Origin of the sequence: Pseudomonas sp. RW407 (assembly GCF_003176655.1) — a bacterium.
In the GTDB taxonomy this organism is placed as follows: Bacteria; Pseudomonadota; Gammaproteobacteria; order Pseudomonadales; family Pseudomonadaceae; genus Pseudomonas; species Pseudomonas delhiensis.
Genome location: NZ_QGSL01000107.1, coordinates 97,268 through 115,028 on the forward strand (window position 1 = coordinate 97,268; position 17,761 = coordinate 115,028).

General features: G+C 61.4%; 14 protein-coding genes and 1 tRNA gene. All 15 read left to right on the forward strand.

The features are described 5' to 3' along the window. Window positions 1-108 precede the first annotated feature (108 nt). The 15 genes from DK254_RS24385 (at window position 109) to rplC (ending at window position 17,758) form a co-directional block, all read left to right on the forward strand. Window positions 109-184 (forward strand) — tRNA-Trp (locus tag DK254_RS24385). A gap of 46 nt (window positions 185-230) precedes the next feature. After that, entirely contained in the window at window positions 231-599 is a 369-nt protein-coding gene (gene secE, locus DK254_RS24390) for a preprotein translocase subunit SecE (protein ID WP_089393448.1), read from the forward strand. A 9-nt stretch (window positions 600-608) separates the two neighbouring features. Further along, on the forward strand, window positions 609-1,142 hold the full coding sequence (gene nusG / locus DK254_RS24395) for a transcription termination/antitermination protein NusG (protein WP_074986525.1): 534 nt from the start codon (window positions 609-611) through the stop codon (window positions 1,140-1,142). A 119-nt stretch (window positions 1,143-1,261) separates the two neighbouring features. Next, window positions 1,262-1,693 (forward strand): 50S ribosomal protein L11, encoded by a 432-nt coding sequence (gene rplK, locus DK254_RS24400; protein WP_095941591.1) that lies wholly within the window; start codon window positions 1,262-1,264, stop codon window positions 1,691-1,693. Continuing rightward, window positions 1,693-2,388, forward strand: a complete 696-nt coding sequence (rplA, locus tag DK254_RS24405; protein ID WP_074986520.1) for a 50S ribosomal protein L1 — start codon at window positions 1,693-1,695, stop codon at window positions 2,386-2,388. The genes rplK and rplA overlap by 1 nt, the downstream gene beginning before the upstream one ends. Window positions 2,389-2,592: 204 nt before the next feature. Continuing rightward, the gene (rplJ, locus tag DK254_RS24410) at window positions 2,593-3,093 is read left to right on the forward strand and encodes a 50S ribosomal protein L10 (protein WP_089393446.1); all 501 of its coding nucleotides are present in this window, start codon (window positions 2,593-2,595) and stop codon (window positions 3,091-3,093) included. 77 nt (window positions 3,094-3,170) lie between these two features. Further along, window positions 3,171-3,539 carry a 50S ribosomal protein L7/L12 gene (gene rplL / locus DK254_RS24415; protein WP_109935917.1) on the forward strand — a complete coding sequence of 123 codons (369 nt, stop codon included), beginning with the start codon at window positions 3,171-3,173 and terminating at the stop codon, window positions 3,537-3,539. A gap of 220 nt (window positions 3,540-3,759) precedes the next feature. Next, window positions 3,760-7,833 carry a DNA-directed RNA polymerase subunit beta gene (rpoB, locus tag DK254_RS24420; protein ID WP_109935918.1) on the forward strand — a complete coding sequence of 1,358 codons (4,074 nt, stop codon included), beginning with the start codon at window positions 3,760-3,762 and terminating at the stop codon, window positions 7,831-7,833. A gap of 61 nt (window positions 7,834-7,894) precedes the next feature. Then, entirely contained in the window at window positions 7,895-12,094 is a 4,200-nt protein-coding gene (gene rpoC, locus DK254_RS24425) for a DNA-directed RNA polymerase subunit beta' (protein WP_109935919.1), read from the forward strand. A 150-nt stretch (window positions 12,095-12,244) separates the two neighbouring features. Continuing rightward, on the forward strand, window positions 12,245-12,616 hold the full coding sequence (gene rpsL, locus DK254_RS24430; protein ID WP_009617130.1) for a 30S ribosomal protein S12: 372 nt from the start codon (window positions 12,245-12,247) through the stop codon (window positions 12,614-12,616). A gap of 100 nt (window positions 12,617-12,716) precedes the next feature. Beyond that, window positions 12,717-13,187, forward strand: coding sequence for a 30S ribosomal protein S7 (rpsG, locus tag DK254_RS24435; protein ID WP_009617132.1), 471 nt, complete (start codon window positions 12,717-12,719; stop codon window positions 13,185-13,187). A 30-nt stretch (window positions 13,188-13,217) separates the two neighbouring features. Beyond that, complete coding sequence (gene fusA, locus DK254_RS24440; protein WP_089393443.1) at window positions 13,218-15,347, forward strand: elongation factor G; 2,130 nt, start codon at window positions 13,218-13,220, stop codon at window positions 15,345-15,347. A 29-nt stretch (window positions 15,348-15,376) separates the two neighbouring features. Next, on the forward strand, window positions 15,377-16,570 hold the full coding sequence (gene tuf, locus DK254_RS24445; protein ID WP_109935920.1) for an elongation factor Tu: 1,194 nt from the start codon (window positions 15,377-15,379) through the stop codon (window positions 16,568-16,570). 158 nt (window positions 16,571-16,728) lie between these two features. Then, window positions 16,729-17,040 carry a 30S ribosomal protein S10 gene (rpsJ, locus tag DK254_RS24450; RefSeq protein WP_003243886.1) on the forward strand — a complete coding sequence of 104 codons (312 nt, stop codon included), beginning with the start codon at window positions 16,729-16,731 and terminating at the stop codon, window positions 17,038-17,040. An 82-nt stretch (window positions 17,041-17,122) separates the two neighbouring features. Continuing rightward, on the forward strand, window positions 17,123-17,758 hold the full coding sequence (gene rplC / locus DK254_RS24455) for a 50S ribosomal protein L3 (protein ID WP_089393442.1): 636 nt from the start codon (window positions 17,123-17,125) through the stop codon (window positions 17,756-17,758). Window positions 17,759-17,761 lie beyond the last annotated feature (3 nt).

The following is a 17,761-nucleotide window of genomic DNA, read 5'->3' on the forward strand; positions in this document are numbered from 1 at the left end:
TCGCGAAGGCGGCCGTACCGTTGGCGCCGGCGTGGTTGCCAAGATCATCGAATAATCGATTGATCTTTCCCTCTCAGGCCGGCATAATGGTCGGCCTGACTTTGTTCTAGGCCAGTAGCTCAATTGGCAGAGCGGCGGTCTCCAAAACCGCAGGTTGGGGGTTCGATTCCCTCCTGGCCTGCCAAATTTCTCGACGGAATTTGGCATTTCTTCAACGGGATTCCCAGCAGATGAATGCGAAGGCAGAAGCCAAAGAGTCGCGTTTCGATATCTTGAAGTGGCTCTTGGTCGCAGTGGTTGTCGTGGTCGGCGTCGTCGCCAACCAGTATTACTCCGCTCAACCGCTCCTTTATCGCGTGCTCGGTATCCTGGTTCTGGCGGCTGTCGCTGGTTTCGTGGCGCTGCAGACCGTCAAGGGTCGTGCCTTCTTCACCCTGGCGAAAGAAGCGCGTGCCGAGATTCGCAAGGTCGTATGGCCGACTCGCCAAGAAACGACTCAGACCACCATGATCGTGGTCGCGGTAGTGCTGGTTATGGCGCTGCTGCTGTGGGGGCTCGACTCCCTGCTGGGTTGGTTGGTTTCCATGATCGTAGGTTAAGGGTGTTCCGTGGCTAAGCGTTGGTACGTTGTGCATGCCTACTCGGGTTACGAGAAGCATGTCATGCGCTCGCTGATCGAGCGGGTCAAGCTGGCCGGCATGGAAGACGGGTTCGGCGAGATTCTGGTTCCCACGGAAGAAGTCGTGGAGATGCGTAACGGCCAGAAGCGCAAGAGCGAGCGCAAGTTCTTCCCCGGCTATGTGCTGGTCCAGATGGAGATGAACGAGGGTACCTGGCACCTGGTCAAGGACACTCCTCGCGTCATGGGCTTCATCGGCGGTACCGCCGACAAGCCGGCTCCGATCACCGACAAGGAGGCCGAGGCCATCCTGCGTCGCGTCGCCGACAGTGGCGACAAGCCCAAGCCGAAGACGCTCTTCGAGCCGGGCGAAACCGTTCGCGTCATCGACGGTCCCTTCGCGGACTTCAATGGCGTGGTTGAAGAGGTCAACTACGAAAAGAGCCGGATCCAGGTCGCGGTGCTCATTTTCGGTCGCTCTACCCCGGTAGAGCTGGAGTTCAGCCAAGTCGAGAAAGTCTGACTTGCACAATGCATCCCACACCCCGCAGCCATAGGCTGCGGGGTTTTGTCGTCCTTGGGATAAACGCGAAAGCAACCGGGGAGCCCTTGTGGCGCTAGAACCCGTAACTGGAGTAGCACATGGCTAAGAAAATTCAGGCTTACATCAAGCTGCAGGTAAAGGCTGGTCAAGCCAACCCGTCGCCGCCGGTCGGCCCCGCTCTGGGTCAGCACGGCGTGAACATCATGGAGTTCTGCAAGGCGTTCAACGCCAAGACCCAGGGCATGGAGCCCGGTCTGCCGACTCCGGTGATCATCACCGTTTACAGCGACCGCAGCTTCACCTTTGAAACCAAGAGCACCCCGGCTTCGGTGCTGCTGAAGAAAGCTGCTGGCATCAGCAGCGGTTCCAGCCGCCCGAACACCCAGAAAGTGGGCACCGTTACCCGTGCTCAGCTGGAAGAGATCGCCAAGGCCAAGCAGGCCGATCTGACCGCAGCTGACCTGGATGCGGCCGTGCGTACCATCGCCGGCTCCGCGCGTAGCATGGGCCTCAACGTGGAGGGTGTGTAATGGCTAAGCTGACCAAGCGCCAAAAGGCTATCGCCGAGAAAATCGAAGCCGGCAAGCAATACGGCTTCGAAGACGCCGCAAAACTGCTGGCCGAGCTGTCGACCATCAAGTTCAAGGAGTCCGTGGACATCGCCATCAACCTGGGCGTCGATCCGCGTAAATCCGACCAGGTCGTTCGTGGTGCCACCGTTCTGCCGAACGGCACCGGCAAGAGCGTCCGCGTTGCCGTCTTCACCCAGGGCCCGGCTGCCGAAGCCGCTCTGGCTGCAGGCGCCGACAAGGTCGGTATGGACGAGCTGGCTGCCGAGATGAAGGCCGGTGACCTGAGCTACGACGTGGTCATCGCCTCCCCGGACGCGATGCGCGTTGTTGGTCAACTGGGCCAGGTTCTCGGCCCGCGCGGCCTGATGCCGAACCCGAAGGTCGGTACCGTGACCCCGGACGTAGCCACTGCCGTGAAGAACGCCAAGGCTGGTCAGGTTCGCTTCCGTACCGACAAGAACGGCATCATCCACGCCTCCGTTGGCAAGATCGATTTCGAGCCGGTCAAGCTGAAGCAGAACGTCGAAGCTCTGCTGGCTGACCTGAAGCGCCTGAAGCCCGCCTCCTCCAAGGGCGTGTACGTTCAGCGCGTGACCCTGAGCACCACCATGGGCCCGGGTCTGCAGATCGATCAGGCTTCCCTGGAAGGCTGATAAGACAAAGTCGGGTGGTGGGCCTGGCCCATCACCCGCAGGTATTGGGGTCCCTGCCTGGCGGGGGCTGTCCAAGACCGTAGGCGGCGCAAGCCTTAAACCACAAGCCTACGCAGATGGTGCTCCCGATTCGTTAACCGGATCAGACACCAAAACGCCGTCCGGCTCCGGCTGGACGTATCGGTAACATCCAGGAGTAAACCCGTGGCAATCAAACTCGAAGACAAGAAGGCCATCGTCGCTGAAGTCAACGAGGCTGCCAAAGCCGGTCTGTCCGCTGTCGTGGCTGATGCCCGTGGCGTGACCGTCGGCGCAATGACCGGACTCCGTAAAGAGGCCCGCGCAGCTGGTGTGTACGTGAAAGTCGTACGTAACACCCTGCTCAAGCGCGCCGTTGAAGGCACTCAGTTCGAGGTGCTCAACGACACGTTCAAGGGCCCGACCCTGATCGCTTTCTCCAACGAACATCCGGGCGCTGCCGCTCGTATCTTCAAGGAGTTCGCCAAGGGTCAGGACAAGTTCGAGATCAAGGCGGCCGCGTTCGAGGGTCAATTCCTCGCAGCCAATCAGATCGACGTTCTGGCAACCCTGCCGACCTACAACGAAGCCGTTGCACAGCTGATGAGCGTGATCCAAGGCGCTACCAGCAAGCTGGCTCGTACTCTGGCGGCAATTCGTGACCAGAAAGAAGCCACCGCTGCCTAAGGCAACCGGTAGGCTTTCAAACCTTTTTTGTTTAATCGATGGCGCGAGCGCCGTCACCCAATACAGGAATTAGAGTCATGGCTCTGACCAACGAAGACATCATCAACGCCGTATCCGAAATGTCCGTCATGCAGATCGTTGAACTGATCAAGGCGATGGAAGAGAAGTTCGGCGTTACCGCTGCTGCCGCTGTTGCCGCTGGCCCGGCTGTTGCCGCTGCCGCTGCCGAAGAGCAGACCGAGTTCACCATCGTCCTGACCGAAGCCGGCGAGAAGAAAGTGAACGTGATCAAGGTCGTTCGTGAACTGACCGGCCTGGGCCTGAAAGAAGCCAAGGCTGTCGTTGACGGCGCCCCGGGCGTGGTCAAGGAAGGCGCTTCGAAAGAAGAAGCCGAAGCTGCCAAGAAAGCCCTGGAAGAAGCAGGCGCCAAGGTCGAGCTCAAGTAAGCTCGCCCCTTGCGTCTACAGCCCGAGCGTCAAGCGACAGGCTGATGGCTGGTGGCTTTTGCCACCGGCCTTTTTCCGTTCTGGGTGGGGTGCCGCAGGTCCCCTCCCATAACGGGAAACTCCCACCCTCAGGGGTGGCGCAAACGCCAGGTTTGCACGATTTTTCGGCTGCTCCCGTGGGAGAGGCCAAACAAGCAGGTGACCAAGCTGGGGAACGCTGATGGCTTACTCATACACTGAGAAAAAACGTATCCGCAAGGACTTTAGCAAGTTGCCGGACGTCATGGATGTGCCGTATTTGCTGGCCATCCAGCTGGATTCCTATCGCGAATTCCTGCAGGCAGGTGCAAGCAAGGATCAGATCCGCGACATCGGTCTGCATGCGGCCTTCAAGTCCGTTTTCCCGATTATCAGCTATTCCGGCAATGCTGCCCTGGAATACGTCGGTTATCGCCTGGGTGAGCCGGCCTTCGACGTCAAGGAGTGCGTGCTGCGCGGTGTGACCTTCGCCGTCCCGCTGCGGGTGAAAGTGCGCCTGATCATCTTCGACAAAGAGTCGTCGAGCAAAGCGATCAAGGACATCAAGGAACAGGAAGTCTACATGGGGGAAATCCCCCTGATGACCGAGAACGGTACCTTCATCATCAATGGTACCGAGCGCGTCATCGTTTCCCAGCTGCACCGTTCCCCGGGTGTGTTCTTCGACCACGACCGTGGCAAGACCCATAGCTCCGGCAAGCTGCTGTACTCCGCGCGCATCATTCCTTACCGCGGTTCCTGGCTGGACTTCGAATTCGATCCGAAGGACTGCGTGTTCGTCCGTATCGACCGTCGCCGCAAGCTGCCGGCGTCCGTCCTGCTGCGCGCGCTGGGCTATAGCACCGAGGAAATCCTCGATGCCTTCTACGCGACCAACGTCTATCACATCAAGGGCGAAGGTCTGCGTCTGGAGCTGGTGCCGCACCGTCTGCGCGGCGAAATCGCCAGCTTCGACATCAAGGATGCCGCCGGCAAGGTCATCGTCGAAGCGGGCCGCCGTATCACCGCGCGTCACATCAACCAGCTGGAAAAGGCTGGCATCAAAGAGCTGGAAGTGCCTTTCGACTACCTCATTGGCCGTACCGTGGCCAAGGCTGTCGTGCACCCGGCTACCGGCGAGATCATCGCCGAGTGCAACACCGAGCTGTCCGTCGACGTCCTGGCGAAGATCGCCAAGGCCCAGGTCGTGTGCCTGGAAACCCTGTACACCAACGACATCGACTGCGGCCCGTTCATCTCCGACACCCTGAAGATCGACTCCACCGGCAACCAGCTCGAAGCCCTGGTCGAGATCTACCGCATGATGCGCCCGGGCGAGCCGCCGACCAAGGAAGCCGCCGAGACCCTGTTCGGCAACCTGTTCTTCAGCGCCGAGCGCTACGACCTGTCCGCCGTCGGCCGCATGAAGTTCAACCGCCGTATCGGCCGCAGCGAGATCGAAGGTCCGGGCGTGCTGAGCAAGGAAGACATCGTCGACGTACTGCGTACCCTGGTCGACATCCGTAACGGCAAGGGCATCGTCGACGACATCGACCACCTGGGCAACCGTCGCGTCCGCTGCGTCGGCGAGATGGCCGAGAACCAGTTCCGCGTGGGCCTGGTGCGTGTCGAGCGCGCGGTCAAGGAACGCCTGTCCATGGCCGAAAGCGAAGGCCTGATGCCGCAGGACCTGATCAACGCCAAGCCGGTGGCCGCCGCGATCAAGGAGTTCTTCGGTTCCAGCCAGCTGTCGCAGTTCATGGACCAGAACAACCCGCTCTCCGAGATCACCCACAAGCGCCGTGTCTCCGCACTCGGCCCGGGCGGTCTGACCCGTGAGCGCGCGGGCTTCGAGGTGCGTGACGTACACCCGACCCACTACGGCCGCGTGTGCCCGATCGAAACCCCTGAAGGTCCGAACATCGGTCTGATCAACTCCCTGGCGACCTACGCCCGCACCAACAAGTACGGCTTCCTGGAAAGCCCGTACCGCGTGGTGAAGGAAGGCCTGGTCAGCGACGAGATCGTGTTCCTCTCCGCTATCGAAGAGGCCGACCACGTGATCGCCCAGGCGTCCGCGACCCTGGACGAGCAGGGCCATCTGATCGACGAGCTGGTCGCCGTACGTCACCTGAACGAATTCACCGTGAAGGCGCCGGAAGACGTCACCCTGATGGACGTTTCGCCGAAGCAGGTCGTTTCCGTCGCTGCCTCGCTGATTCCGTTCCTCGAGCACGACGACGCCAACCGTGCGCTCATGGGTTCGAACATGCAGCGTCAGGCCGTTCCGACCCTGCGCGCCGACAAGCCGCTGGTAGGTACCGGCATGGAGCGCAACGTCGCCCGTGACTCCGGTGTCTGCGTCGTGGCTCGCCGCGGTGGCGTGATCGACTCGGTCGACGCCAGCCGTATCGTGGTGCGCGTGGCGGACGACGAAGTCGAGACCGGCGAAGCCGGCGTCGACATCTACAACCTGACCAAGTACACCCGTTCCAACCAGAACACCTGCATCAACCAGCGTCCGCTGGTCAGCAAGGGTGACGTGATCGCCCGCGGCGACATCCTCGCCGACGGTCCGTCCACCGACATGGGTGAACTGGCCCTGGGCCAGAACATGCGCGTCGCGTTCATGCCCTGGAACGGCTTCAACTTCGAAGACTCCATCTGCCTGTCCGAGCGCGTGGTCCAGGAAGATCGTTTCACCACGATCCACATCCAGGAACTGACCTGCGTCGCCCGTGACACCAAGCTCGGCCCAGAGGAAATCACCGCGGACATCCCGAACGTGGGTGAGGCCGCGCTGAACAAGCTGGACGAAGCCGGCATCGTCTACGTCGGCGCCGAAGTGCAGGCTGGCGACATCCTGGTCGGCAAGGTCACCCCGAAAGGCGAGACCCAGCTGACGCCGGAAGAGAAGCTGCTGCGCGCGATCTTCGGTGAGAAGGCGTCCGACGTGAAGGACACCTCCCTGCGCGTGCCGACCGGCACCAAGGGCACCGTGATCGACGTCCAGGTCTTCACCCGTGACGGCGTGGAGCGCGACAGCCGTGCCCTGTCCATCGAGAAGATGCAGCTCGACGAGATCCGCAAGGACCTCAACGAAGAGTTCCGCATCGTCGAAGGCGCCACCTTCGAGCGTCTGCGCTCCGCCCTGGTCGGCGCCGTCGCCGATGGCGGCCCGGCGCTGAAGAAAGGCACCGAGATCACCGACGAGTACCTCGACGGTCTCGAGCGCGGCCAGTGGTTCAAGCTGCGCATGGCCGAAGACGCCCTGAACGAGCAGCTGGAGAAGGCCCAGGCCTACCTCAGCGACCGCCGTCAGATGCTCGACGACAAGTTCGAGGACAAGAAGCGCAAGCTGCAGCAGGGCGACGACCTGGCGCCGGGCGTGCTGAAGATCGTCAAGGTCTACCTCGCCATCAAGCGCCGCATCCAGCCGGGCGACAAGATGGCCGGCCGTCACGGTAACAAGGGTGTGGTCTCGGTGATCATGCCGGTCGAGGACATGCCGCACGACGCCAACGGCACCCCGGTGGACATCGTCCTGAACCCGCTGGGCGTACCCTCGCGCATGAACGTCGGTCAGATCCTCGAAACCCATCTGGGCCTCGCGGCCAAGGGCCTGGGCGAGAAGATCAACCGCATGCTCGAAGAGCAGCGCAAGATCGCCGAGCTGCGCCAGTTCCTGAACGAGATCTACAACGAGATCGGTGGTCGCCAGGAGAGCCTGGAAGAGCTGTCCGATAACGAGATCGTCGCGCTGGCCAACAACCTCAAGGGCGGCGTGCCCATGGCTACCCCGGTGTTCGACGGTGCCAAGGAGCGCGAGATCAAGGCCATGCTGAAGCTGGCCGACCTGCCGGAGAGCGGCCAGATGCGCCTGTTCGACGGCCGCACCGGCAACCAGTTCGAGCGTCCGACCACCGTCGGCTACATGTACATGCTCAAACTGAACCACCTGGTCGATGACAAGATGCACGCACGTTCCACCGGCTCCTACAGCCTGGTGACCCAGCAGCCGCTGGGTGGCAAGGCGCAGTTCGGTGGCCAGCGTTTCGGGGAGATGGAGGTCTGGGCGCTGGAAGCCTACGGCGCCGCCTACACCCTGCAGGAAATGCTGACCGTGAAGTCGGACGACGTGAACGGCCGTACCAAGATGTACAAGAACATCGTGGACGGGGATCACCGCATGGAGGCCGGCATGCCCGAGTCCTTCAACGTGCTGATCAAAGAGATCCGCTCGCTCGGCATCGATATCGAACTGGAAACCGAATAACACGTGACGATAAACGGTGCGGCGGCTAGCCGCCGCACCGGGTCCGTGAGGAGGAAAGGCCTTGAAAGACTTGCTCAATCTGTTGAAAAACCAGGGTCAAATCGAGGAGTTCGATGCCATCCGTATTGGTCTGGCCTCGCCCGAGATGATTCGTTCCTGGTCGTTCGGCGAAGTTAAGAAGCCGGAGACCATCAACTACCGTACCTTCAAGCCGGAGCGCGATGGCCTGTTCTGCGCCAAGATCTTCGGCCCGGTGAAGGACTACGAGTGCCTGTGCGGTAAGTACAAGCGCCTGAAACACCGCGGTGTGATCTGCGAGAAGTGCGGCGTCGAAGTCGCGCTGGCCAAGGTGCGCCGCGAGCGCATGGGCCACATCGAGCTGGCCTCGCCGGTCGCCCACATCTGGTTCCTGAAGTCCCTGCCGTCCCGTATCGGCCTGCTGCTGGACATGACCCTGCGTGACATCGAGCGCGTGCTCTATTTCGAGAGCTACGTGGTGATCGACCCGGGCATGACCACCCTGGAGAAGGGCCAGCTGCTGAACGACGAGCAGTACTTCGAAGCCCTCGAAGAGTTCGGTGACGACTTCGACGCGCGCATGGGCGCCGAGGCGGTTCGCGAGCTGCTCAACCAGATCGACCTGGAGCACGAGATCGGCCGCCTGCGCGAAGAGATTCCGCAGACCAACTCGGAAACCAAGATCAAGAAGCTGTCCAAGCGCCTGAAGCTGATGGAAGCCTTCCAGGGCTCCGGCAACCATCCCGAGTGGATGGTGCTGACCGTCCTGCCGGTGCTGCCGCCGGACCTGCGTCCGCTGGTTCCGCTGGATGGCGGCCGCTTCGCGACTTCGGATCTGAACGATCTGTACCGCCGGGTGATCAACCGTAACAACCGTCTGAAGCGCCTGCTCGACCTGGCCGCGCCGGACATCATCGTGCGCAACGAAAAGCGCATGCTGCAGGAAGCCGTCGACGCCCTGCTGGACAACGGTCGCCGCGGTCGCGCCATCACCGGCTCGAACAAGCGCCCGCTGAAGTCCCTGGCCGACATGATCAAGGGCAAGCAAGGTCGCTTCCGTCAGAACCTGCTCGGCAAGCGCGTGGACTACTCCGGTCGTTCGGTAATCACCGTCGGCCCGACCCTGCGCCTGCACCAGTGCGGTCTGCCGAAGAAGATGGCCCTCGAGCTGTTCAAGCCGTTCATCTTCGGCAAGCTCGAAGCCCGTGGCATGGCTACCACCATCAAGGCCGCGAAGAAAATGGTCGAGCGCGAACTGCCCGAGGTCTGGGACGTTCTCGCCGAAGTCATCCGCGAACACCCCGTGCTGCTGAACCGCGCACCGACCCTGCACCGTCTGGGCATCCAGGCGTTCGAGCCGGTGCTCATCGAAGGCAAGGCGATCCAGCTGCACCCGCTGGTCTGCGCGGCTTACAACGCCGACTTCGACGGTGACCAGATGGCCGTCCACGTCCCGCTGACCCTCGAGGCCCAGCTGGAAGCGCGCGCGCTGATGATGTCCACCAACAACATCCTCTCGCCCGCCAACGGCGAGCCGATCATCGTGCCGTCGCAGGACGTGGTGATGGGTCTGTACTACATGACCCGTGAAGCCGTGAACGCGAAAGGCGAGGGCATGGCCTTCGCCGACCTGCAGGAAGTCGACCGCGCCTACCGCAGCGGCCAGGTGTCCCTGCACGCCCGCGTGAAAGTGCGCATCAACGAGAAGGTCAAGGGTGAGGACGGCGTACTGGTCGCCAACACCCGCATCGTCGACTCCACCGTCGGCCGTGCCCTGCTGTTCCAGGTCGTGCCGGCAGGTCTGCCGTACGACGTGGTCAACCAGCCGATGAAGAAGAAGGCGATCTCCAAGCTGATCAACCACTGCTACCGCGTGGTGGGTCTGAAGGACACCGTCATCTTCGCCGACCAGCTGATGTACACCGGCTTCGCCTACTCGACCATCTCCGGTGTGTCGATCGGCGTGAACGACTTCGTCATCCCGGACGAGAAGGCGCGCATCATCAACGCCGCCACCGAGGAAGTGAAGGAGATCGAGAGCCAGTATGCCTCCGGCCTGGTCACCCAGGGCGAGAAGTACAACAAGGTGATCGACCTCTGGTCGAAGGCCAACGACGAAGTGTCCAAGGCGATGATGGCCAACCTCTCGAAAGAGAAGGTCATCGACCGCGAGGGCAAGGAAGTCGACCAGGAGTCCTTCAACTCCATGTACATGATGGCGGACTCCGGTGCGCGGGGTTCCGCGGCCCAGATCCGTCAGCTGGCCGGCATGCGCGGCCTGATGGCCAAGCCGGACGGCTCGATCATCGAGACCCCGATCACCGCGAACTTCCGTGAAGGCCTGAACGTACTCCAGTACTTCATCTCCACTCACGGTGCTCGTAAAGGTCTGGCGGATACCGCACTGAAGACCGCGAACTCCGGTTACCTGACCCGTCGTCTCGTCGACGTGGCCCAGGACCTGGTAGTGACCGAGATCGATTGCGGCACCGAGCATGGCCTGGTCATGTCCCCGCACATCGAAGGCGGCGACGTCGTCGAGCCGCTGGGCGAGCGCGTGCTCGGCCGCGTGATCGCGCGTGACGTGTTCAAGCCCGGTGGCGATGACGTCATCGTGCCGGCCGGCACCCTGATCGACGAGAAGTGGGTCGATTTCCTCGAGCAGATGAGCGTCGACGAAGTCGTGGTGCGTTCGCCGATCACCTGCGAAACCCGCCATGGCATCTGCGCCATGTGCTACGGCCGCGATCTGGCCCGTGGCCACCGCGTCAACATCGGTGAAGCGGTCGGCGTCATCGCCGCCCAGTCCATCGGTGAGCCGGGTACCCAGCTGACCATGCGTACCTTCCACATCGGTGGTGCGGCCAGCCGGACCTCCGCCGTGGACAACGTCCAGGTCAAGAACGGCGGCACCATCCGCCTGCACAACCTGAAGCACGTCGAGCGTGCCGACGGCGCGCTGGTGGCGGTATCGCGTTCCGGCGAACTGGCCGTGGCCGACGACTTCGGTCGCGAGCGCGAGCGCTACAAGCTGCCGTACGGTGCGGTGATTTCGGTCAAGGAAGGCGACAAGGTCGACCCGGGCGCCATCGTCGCCAAGTGGGACCCGCACACCCACCCGATCGTCACCGAGATGGACGGTACCGTTGCCTTCGCCGGCATGGAAGAGAACATCACCGTCAAGCGCCAGACCGACGAACTCACCGGCCTGACCAACATCGAGGTGATGGATCCGAAGGATCGCCCGGCTTCGGGCAAGGACATCCGTCCGGCCGTGAAACTGATCGACGCCGCGGGCAAGGACCTGCTGCTGCCGGGTACCGACGTACCGGCCCAGTACTTCCTGCCGGCCAACGCCCTGGTCAACCTGAACGACGGTGCCAAGGTGCGTGTCGGTGACGTTATCGCGCGTATCCCGCAGGAAACGTCGAAGACCCGCGACATCACCGGTGGTCTGCCGCGCGTTGCCGACCTGTTCGAGGCGCGTCGTCCGAAAGAGCCTTCGATCCTGGCGGAAATCAGCGGCACCATCTCCTTCGGCAAGGAAACCAAGGGCAAGCGCCGCCTGGTCATCACGCCCACCGACGGTACCGATCCGTACGAGGAGCTGATTCCGAAGTGGCGTCACCTGAACGTGTTCGAAGGTGAACAGGTCAGCCGTGGCGAAGTGATCTCCGACGGCCCGAGCAACCCGCACGACATCCTGCGTCTGCTCGGCGTCAGCTCGCTGGCCAAGTACATCGTCAACGAGATCCAGGACGTGTACCGCCTGCAGGGCGTGAAGATCAACGACAAGCACATCGAGACCATCCTGCGGCAGATGCTGCGCAAGGTCGAAGTGGCCGAGTCGGGTGACTCCTCCTTCATCAAGGGCGACCAGGTCGAACTGGTCCAGGTGCTGGAAGAGAACGAAGTGCTGGCCACCGTGGACAAGTTCCCGGCCAAGTACGAGCGCGTTCTGCTGGGTATCACCAAGGCCTCTCTGTCGACCGAGTCGTTCATCTCCGCGGCCTCCTTCCAGGAGACCACCCGCGTCCTCACCGAGGCGGCGGTCACCGGCAAGCGCGACTTCCTGCGCGGCCTGAAGGAAAACGTGGTGGTCGGTCGCCTGATCCCGGCCGGTACCGGCCTGGCCTACCACAGCGAGCGCAAGCGTCAGCGCGAACTCGGCAAACCGCAGCGTGTGAGCGCCAGCGAAGCCGAAGCAGCACTGGCCGAAGCGCTCAACCTGAGTGGCAACTAAGCCTTGACCGAAGCCCCGGCTGTCTTGACAGCCGGGGCTTTGTCTTGACGGGGTGCTGGAAGCTCTTTAGTATTTTGTACCCCGAAAATTGGCAGGGCGCTTGCTCTGCCATTTCGTTTAAGTGTCGTAAGACAATCAGTGGAGCTATAGATGGCAACTATCAACCAGCTGGTGCGTAAGCCGCGCAAGCGCATGGTCGACAAGAGCGACGTGCCGGCGCTGCAGAACTGCCCGCAACGTCGTGGCGTATGCACCCGCGTATACACCACCACGCCGAAAAAGCCGAACTCGGCACTGCGTAAAGTGTGCCGTGTGCGTCTGACCAACGGCTACGAAGTCACTTCGTACATCGGTGGTGAAGGTCACAACCTGCAAGAGCACAGCGTAGTGCTGATCCGTGGCGGTCGTGTAAAGGACCTTCCGGGTGTGCGTTACCACACCGTGCGCGGTTCGCTGGACACCTCGGGTGTCAAGGATCGTAAGCAGGGTCGTTCCAAGTACGGCGCCAAGCGTCCGAAGTAATCGTTTTTTCCTATTTGCTGAGTCGATAAGAGTAAGGTCGGGCGCGTAACCAAAGTGTTGCAGTCCCGGGCTAACCTGAAGACCGTTTGAGGGCTTATCAATGCCAAGACGTCGTGTAGCGGCCAAACGTGAGATCCTGGCCGATCCGAAATACGGAAGCCAGATTCTGGCCAAGTTCATGAACCACGTGATGGAAAGCGGCAAGAAAGCCGTTGCCGAGCGTATCGTTTACGGTGCTCTGGACAAGGTCAAAGAGCGCAGTAAAGGTGACCCCCTGGAACTCTTCGAGAAAGCTCTCGACGCCATCGCTCCGCTGGTCGAAGTGAAGTCCCGCCGTGTCGGCGGTGCTACCTACCAGGTTCCGGTCGAAGTACGTCCGTCCCGTCGTAATGCCCTGGCCATGCGCTGGCTGGTGGACTACGCGCGCAAGCGCGGCGAGAAGTCCATGGCCCTGCGCCTCGCCGGCGAACTGCTGGATGCCGCCGAAGGCAAAGGCGCCGCCGTCAAGAAGCGTGAAGACGTGCACCGTATGGCTGAAGCCAACAAGGCCTTCTCCCACTACCGCTTCTAATCGCGGCTTCCATTCTTTTGCGAGGGCTTTATGGCTCGTACCACAGCAATTAACCGCTACCGGAACATTGGTATCTGCGCCCACGTCGACGCGGGCAAGACCACCACTACCGAGCGGATCCTGTTCTACACAGGTCTCAGCCACAAGATGGGTGAGGTACACGACGGCGCTGCTACCACCGACTGGATGGTGCAGGAGCAGGAGCGTGGCATCACCATCACCTCCGCTGCGATCACGACCTTCTGGGAAGGTTCGCGCGGCCAGTACGACAAATACCGCGTAAACGTCATCGACACCCCCGGCCACGTGGACTTCACCATCGAGGTGGAGCGTTCCCTGCGCGTGCTGGACGGTGCTGTCGTGGTGTTCTGCGGCACCTCCGGCGTTGAGCCGCAGTCCGAAACCGTATGGCGTCAGGCCAACAAGTACGGCGTTCCGCGTATCGTCTACGTGAACAAGATGGACCGCGCCGGTGCCAACTTCCTGCGCGTCGTCGGTCAGATCAAGAACCGCCTGGGGCACACCCCGGTTCCGGTTCAACTGGCCATCGGTGCAGAAGATGACTTCCAGGGTCAGATCGACCTGATGAAGATGAAGGCCATCTACTGGAACGAAGACGACAAGGGCACCAGCTACCGCGAGGAAGAGATTCCCGCCGAGCTGCTGGACCTGGCCAACGAATGGCGCAACAACATGGTCGAGGCTGCTGCCGAGGCCAACGAAGAGCTGATGAACAAGTACCTGGAAGAAGGTGAGCTGTCGATCGAAGAGATCAAGGCCGGCCTGCGCCAGCGTACCATCGCCTGCGAAATCGTTCCGGCGGTCTGCGGTTCGTCCTTCAAGAACAAGGGCGTGCCCCTGGTTCTGGACGCCGTCATCGACTTCCTGCCTGCTCCGACCGAGATTCCGGCCATCCAGGGCGTCCACCCGGACAGCACTGATGACAACGAAATCCACGACGAGCGTCCGGCTGACGACAACGCTCCGTTCTCCGCCCTGGCGTTCAAGATCGCTACCGACCCGTTCGTCGGTACCCTGACCTTCGTCCGCGTCTACTCGGGCGTCCTGGAGTCCGGCCAGTCGGTCATCAACTCCGTGAAGGGCAAGAAAGAGCGCGTTGGTCGTATGGTGCAGATGCACGCCAACCAGCGTGACGAGATCAAGGAAGTGCGCGCTGGCGACATCGCGGCTCTGATCGGCATGAAGGACGTCACCACCGGTGACACCCTGTGCGACATCGAGAAGCCGATCATCCTCGAGCGCATGGACTTCCCGGAGCCGGTCATCTCGGTAGCTGTAGAGCCGAAGACCAAGGCTGACCAGGAGAAGATGGGCATCGCCCTCGGCAAGCTGGCCCAGGAAGACCCGTCGTTCCGCGTCAAGACCGACGAAGAAACCGGCCAGACCATCATCTCCGGCATGGGTGAGCTGCACCTGGACATCCTCGTCGACCGCATGAAGCGCGAGTTCGGCGTCGAGGCCAACATCGGCAAGCCGCAGGTTTCCTACCGCGAAACCATCTCCAAGGACAACGTCGAGATCGAAGGCAAGTTCGTTCGTCAGTCCGGTGGTCGCGGTCAGTTCGGTCACTGCTGGATCCGCTTCTCGACTCCGGATGTGGACGAGAAGGGCAACATCACCGAAGGTCTGGTGTTCACCAGCGAAGTCGTGGGTGGTGTGGTTCCGAAGGAATACATCCCGGCGATCCAGAAGGGCATCGAAGAGCAGATGAAGAACGGCGTCGTCGCCGGCTATCCGCTCATCGGCCTGAAGGCCACCGTGTTCGATGGCTCCTACCACGACGTCGACTCCAACGAGATGGCGTTCAAGATCGCTGCTTCCATGGCGACCAAGCAGCTGGCCCAGAAGGGCGGCGGCAAGGTGCTCGAGCCGATCATGAAGGTGGAAGTGGTGACTCCTGAGGACTACATGGGCGACGTGATGGGCGACCTGAACCGTCGTCGCGGTCTGATTCAGGGGATGGAAGACTCGGTTTCCGGTAAGGTTATCCGTGCCGAGGTTCCGCTGGGCGAGATGTTCGGTTATGCGACCGACGTACGTTCCATGTCCCAGGGTCGCGCGAGCTACTCCATGGAATTCTCCAAATACGCCGAAGCTCCGTCGAACATCGTCGAAGCGCTGGTTAAAAAACAAGCTTGATTCAGCCCTTTAAGTAAGAGGTTACTGTCGTGGCTAAGGAAAAATTTGAACGTAACAAACCGCACGTCAACGTCGGCACCATCGGTCACGTTGACCACGGTAAGACCACTCTGACCGCTGCTCTGACCAAGGTCTGCTCCGAGACCTGGGGTGGCTCCGCTCGCGCCTTCGACCAGATCGACAACGCGCCGGAAGAGAAAGCCCGTGGTATCACCATCAACACTTCGCACGTCGAATACGACTCGCCGGTACGCCACTACGCTCACGTAGACTGCCCGGGCCACGCCGACTACGTGAAGAACATGATCACCGGTGCTGCCCAGATGGACGGCGCGATCCTGGTTTGCTCGGCTGCCGACGGCCCCATGCCGCAGACCCGCGAGCACATCCTGCTGTCCCGCCAGGTAGGCGTTCCCTACATCGTCGTGTTCCTGAACAAGGCCGACATGGTCGACGACGCCGAGCTGCTGGAACTGGTCGAGATGGAAGTTCGCGACCTGCTGAACACCTACGACTTCCCGGGCGATGACACCCCGATCGTCGTTGGCTCCGCGCTGATGGCCCTGAACGGCCAGGACGACAACGAGATGGGCGTTTCCGCCGTGCGCAAGCTGGTAGAAACCCTGGACTCCTACATCCCCGAGCCGGTTCGTGCCATCGACCAGCCGTTCCTGATGCCGATCGAAGACGTGTTCTCGATCTCCGGCCGCGGCACCGTGGTGACCGGTCGTGTCGAGCGCGGCATCGTCAAGGTCCAGGAAGAAGTGGAAATCGTCGGCATCCGTCCGACCACCAAGACCACCTGCACCGGCGTTGAAATGTTCCGCAAGCTGCTCGACGAAGGTCGTGCTGGCGAGAACGTCGGCGTGCTGCTGCGCGGCACCAAGCGTGAAGACGTAGAGCGTGGCCAGGTTCTGGCCAAGCCGGGCACCATCAAGCCGCACACCAAGTTCGAGTGCGAAGTGTACGTGCTGTCCAAGGAAGAAGGTGGTCGTCACACCCCGTTCTTCAAGGGCTACCGTCCGCAGTTCTACTTCCGTACCACCGACGTGACCGGCAACTGCGAACTGCCGGAAGGCGTCGAGATGGTAATGCCGGGTGACAACGTCAAGATGACCGTCACCCTGATCGCCCCGATCGCCATGGAAGACGGCCTGCGCTTCGCGATCCGCGAAGGCGGCCGTACCGTTGGTGCCGGCGTGGTTGCCAAGATCATCGAGTAATCCTTGATCTAGCGCATGAGGAAAAGGGGCCCTTCGGGGCCCCTTTTTCGTTGGATTGGTTAAATATTGACACCCTCCAGGGGCATCCGTACAATTGCGCCTCCTTTTAACGGGCGGAGTCCGCCCGTTGGGAATGGCAACTTGGAGTCTGAGGTCAAATGCAAAATCAACAAATCCGTATTCGGTTGAAGGCTTTTGACCATCGCCTGATCGACCAATCTACCCAGGAAATCGTGGAAACCGCGAAACGTACTGGCGCTCAGGTGCGTGGTCCGATTCCTCTGCCGACCCGCAAGGAACGTTACACCGTGCTGATTTCCCCGCACGTCAACAAGGACGCTCGTGACCAGTACGAAATTCGTACCCACAAGCGTGTGCTCGACATCGTTCAGCCGACCGACAAGACCGTCGACGCGCTGATGAAGCTCGACCTTGCTGCTGGCGTCGAAGTACAGATCAGCCTCGGCTAATGCCTTCGGCATTGGTCGTGTAACGCTCTGAAATGGGCGGCCATAGCGGGTGAAAGCCCCGTACACTAAAGAGGTTCTTAAGATGACAATTGGTGTTGTCGGTCGTAAGTGCGGCATGACCCGCATTTTCACCGAAGATGGTGTCTCCATTCCGGTCACGGTCATTGAGGTCGAGCCGAATCGCGTCACCCAGTTCAAGAACGAAGAGACCGATGGCTATCGCGCTGTGCAGGTAACTGCTGGCGAGCGTCGTGCTTCTCGCGTGACCAAGGCTCAGGCCGGTCACTTTGCCAAGGCGAATGTCGCCGCCGGTCGCGGCGTGTGGGAATTCCGTCTGGGCGAAGAGGAGTTCAAGGCAGGCGATTCCATCTCCGTCGATCTGTTCCAGGCGGGCCAGCTGGTAGACGTTACCGGCGAGTCCAAGGGTAAAGGCTACGCCGGTACCATCAAGCGCTGGAACTTCCGTGGTCAGGACAATACCCACGGTAACTCCGTTTCCCACCGCGTCCCGGGTTCGATCGGCCAGTGCCAGACTCCTGGTCGAGTGTTCAAGGGCAAGAAAATGTCCGGTCACATGGGTGCTGAGCGCGTAACCGTTCAATCCCTTGAGGTCGTGCGTGTCGATGCCGAACGTAATCTGCTGCTGGTCAAGGGTGCCGTTCCCGGCGCTACCGGTGGTGACGTGTTCGTGCGTCCGGCAGCCAAGGCTCGCGGTTAAGAG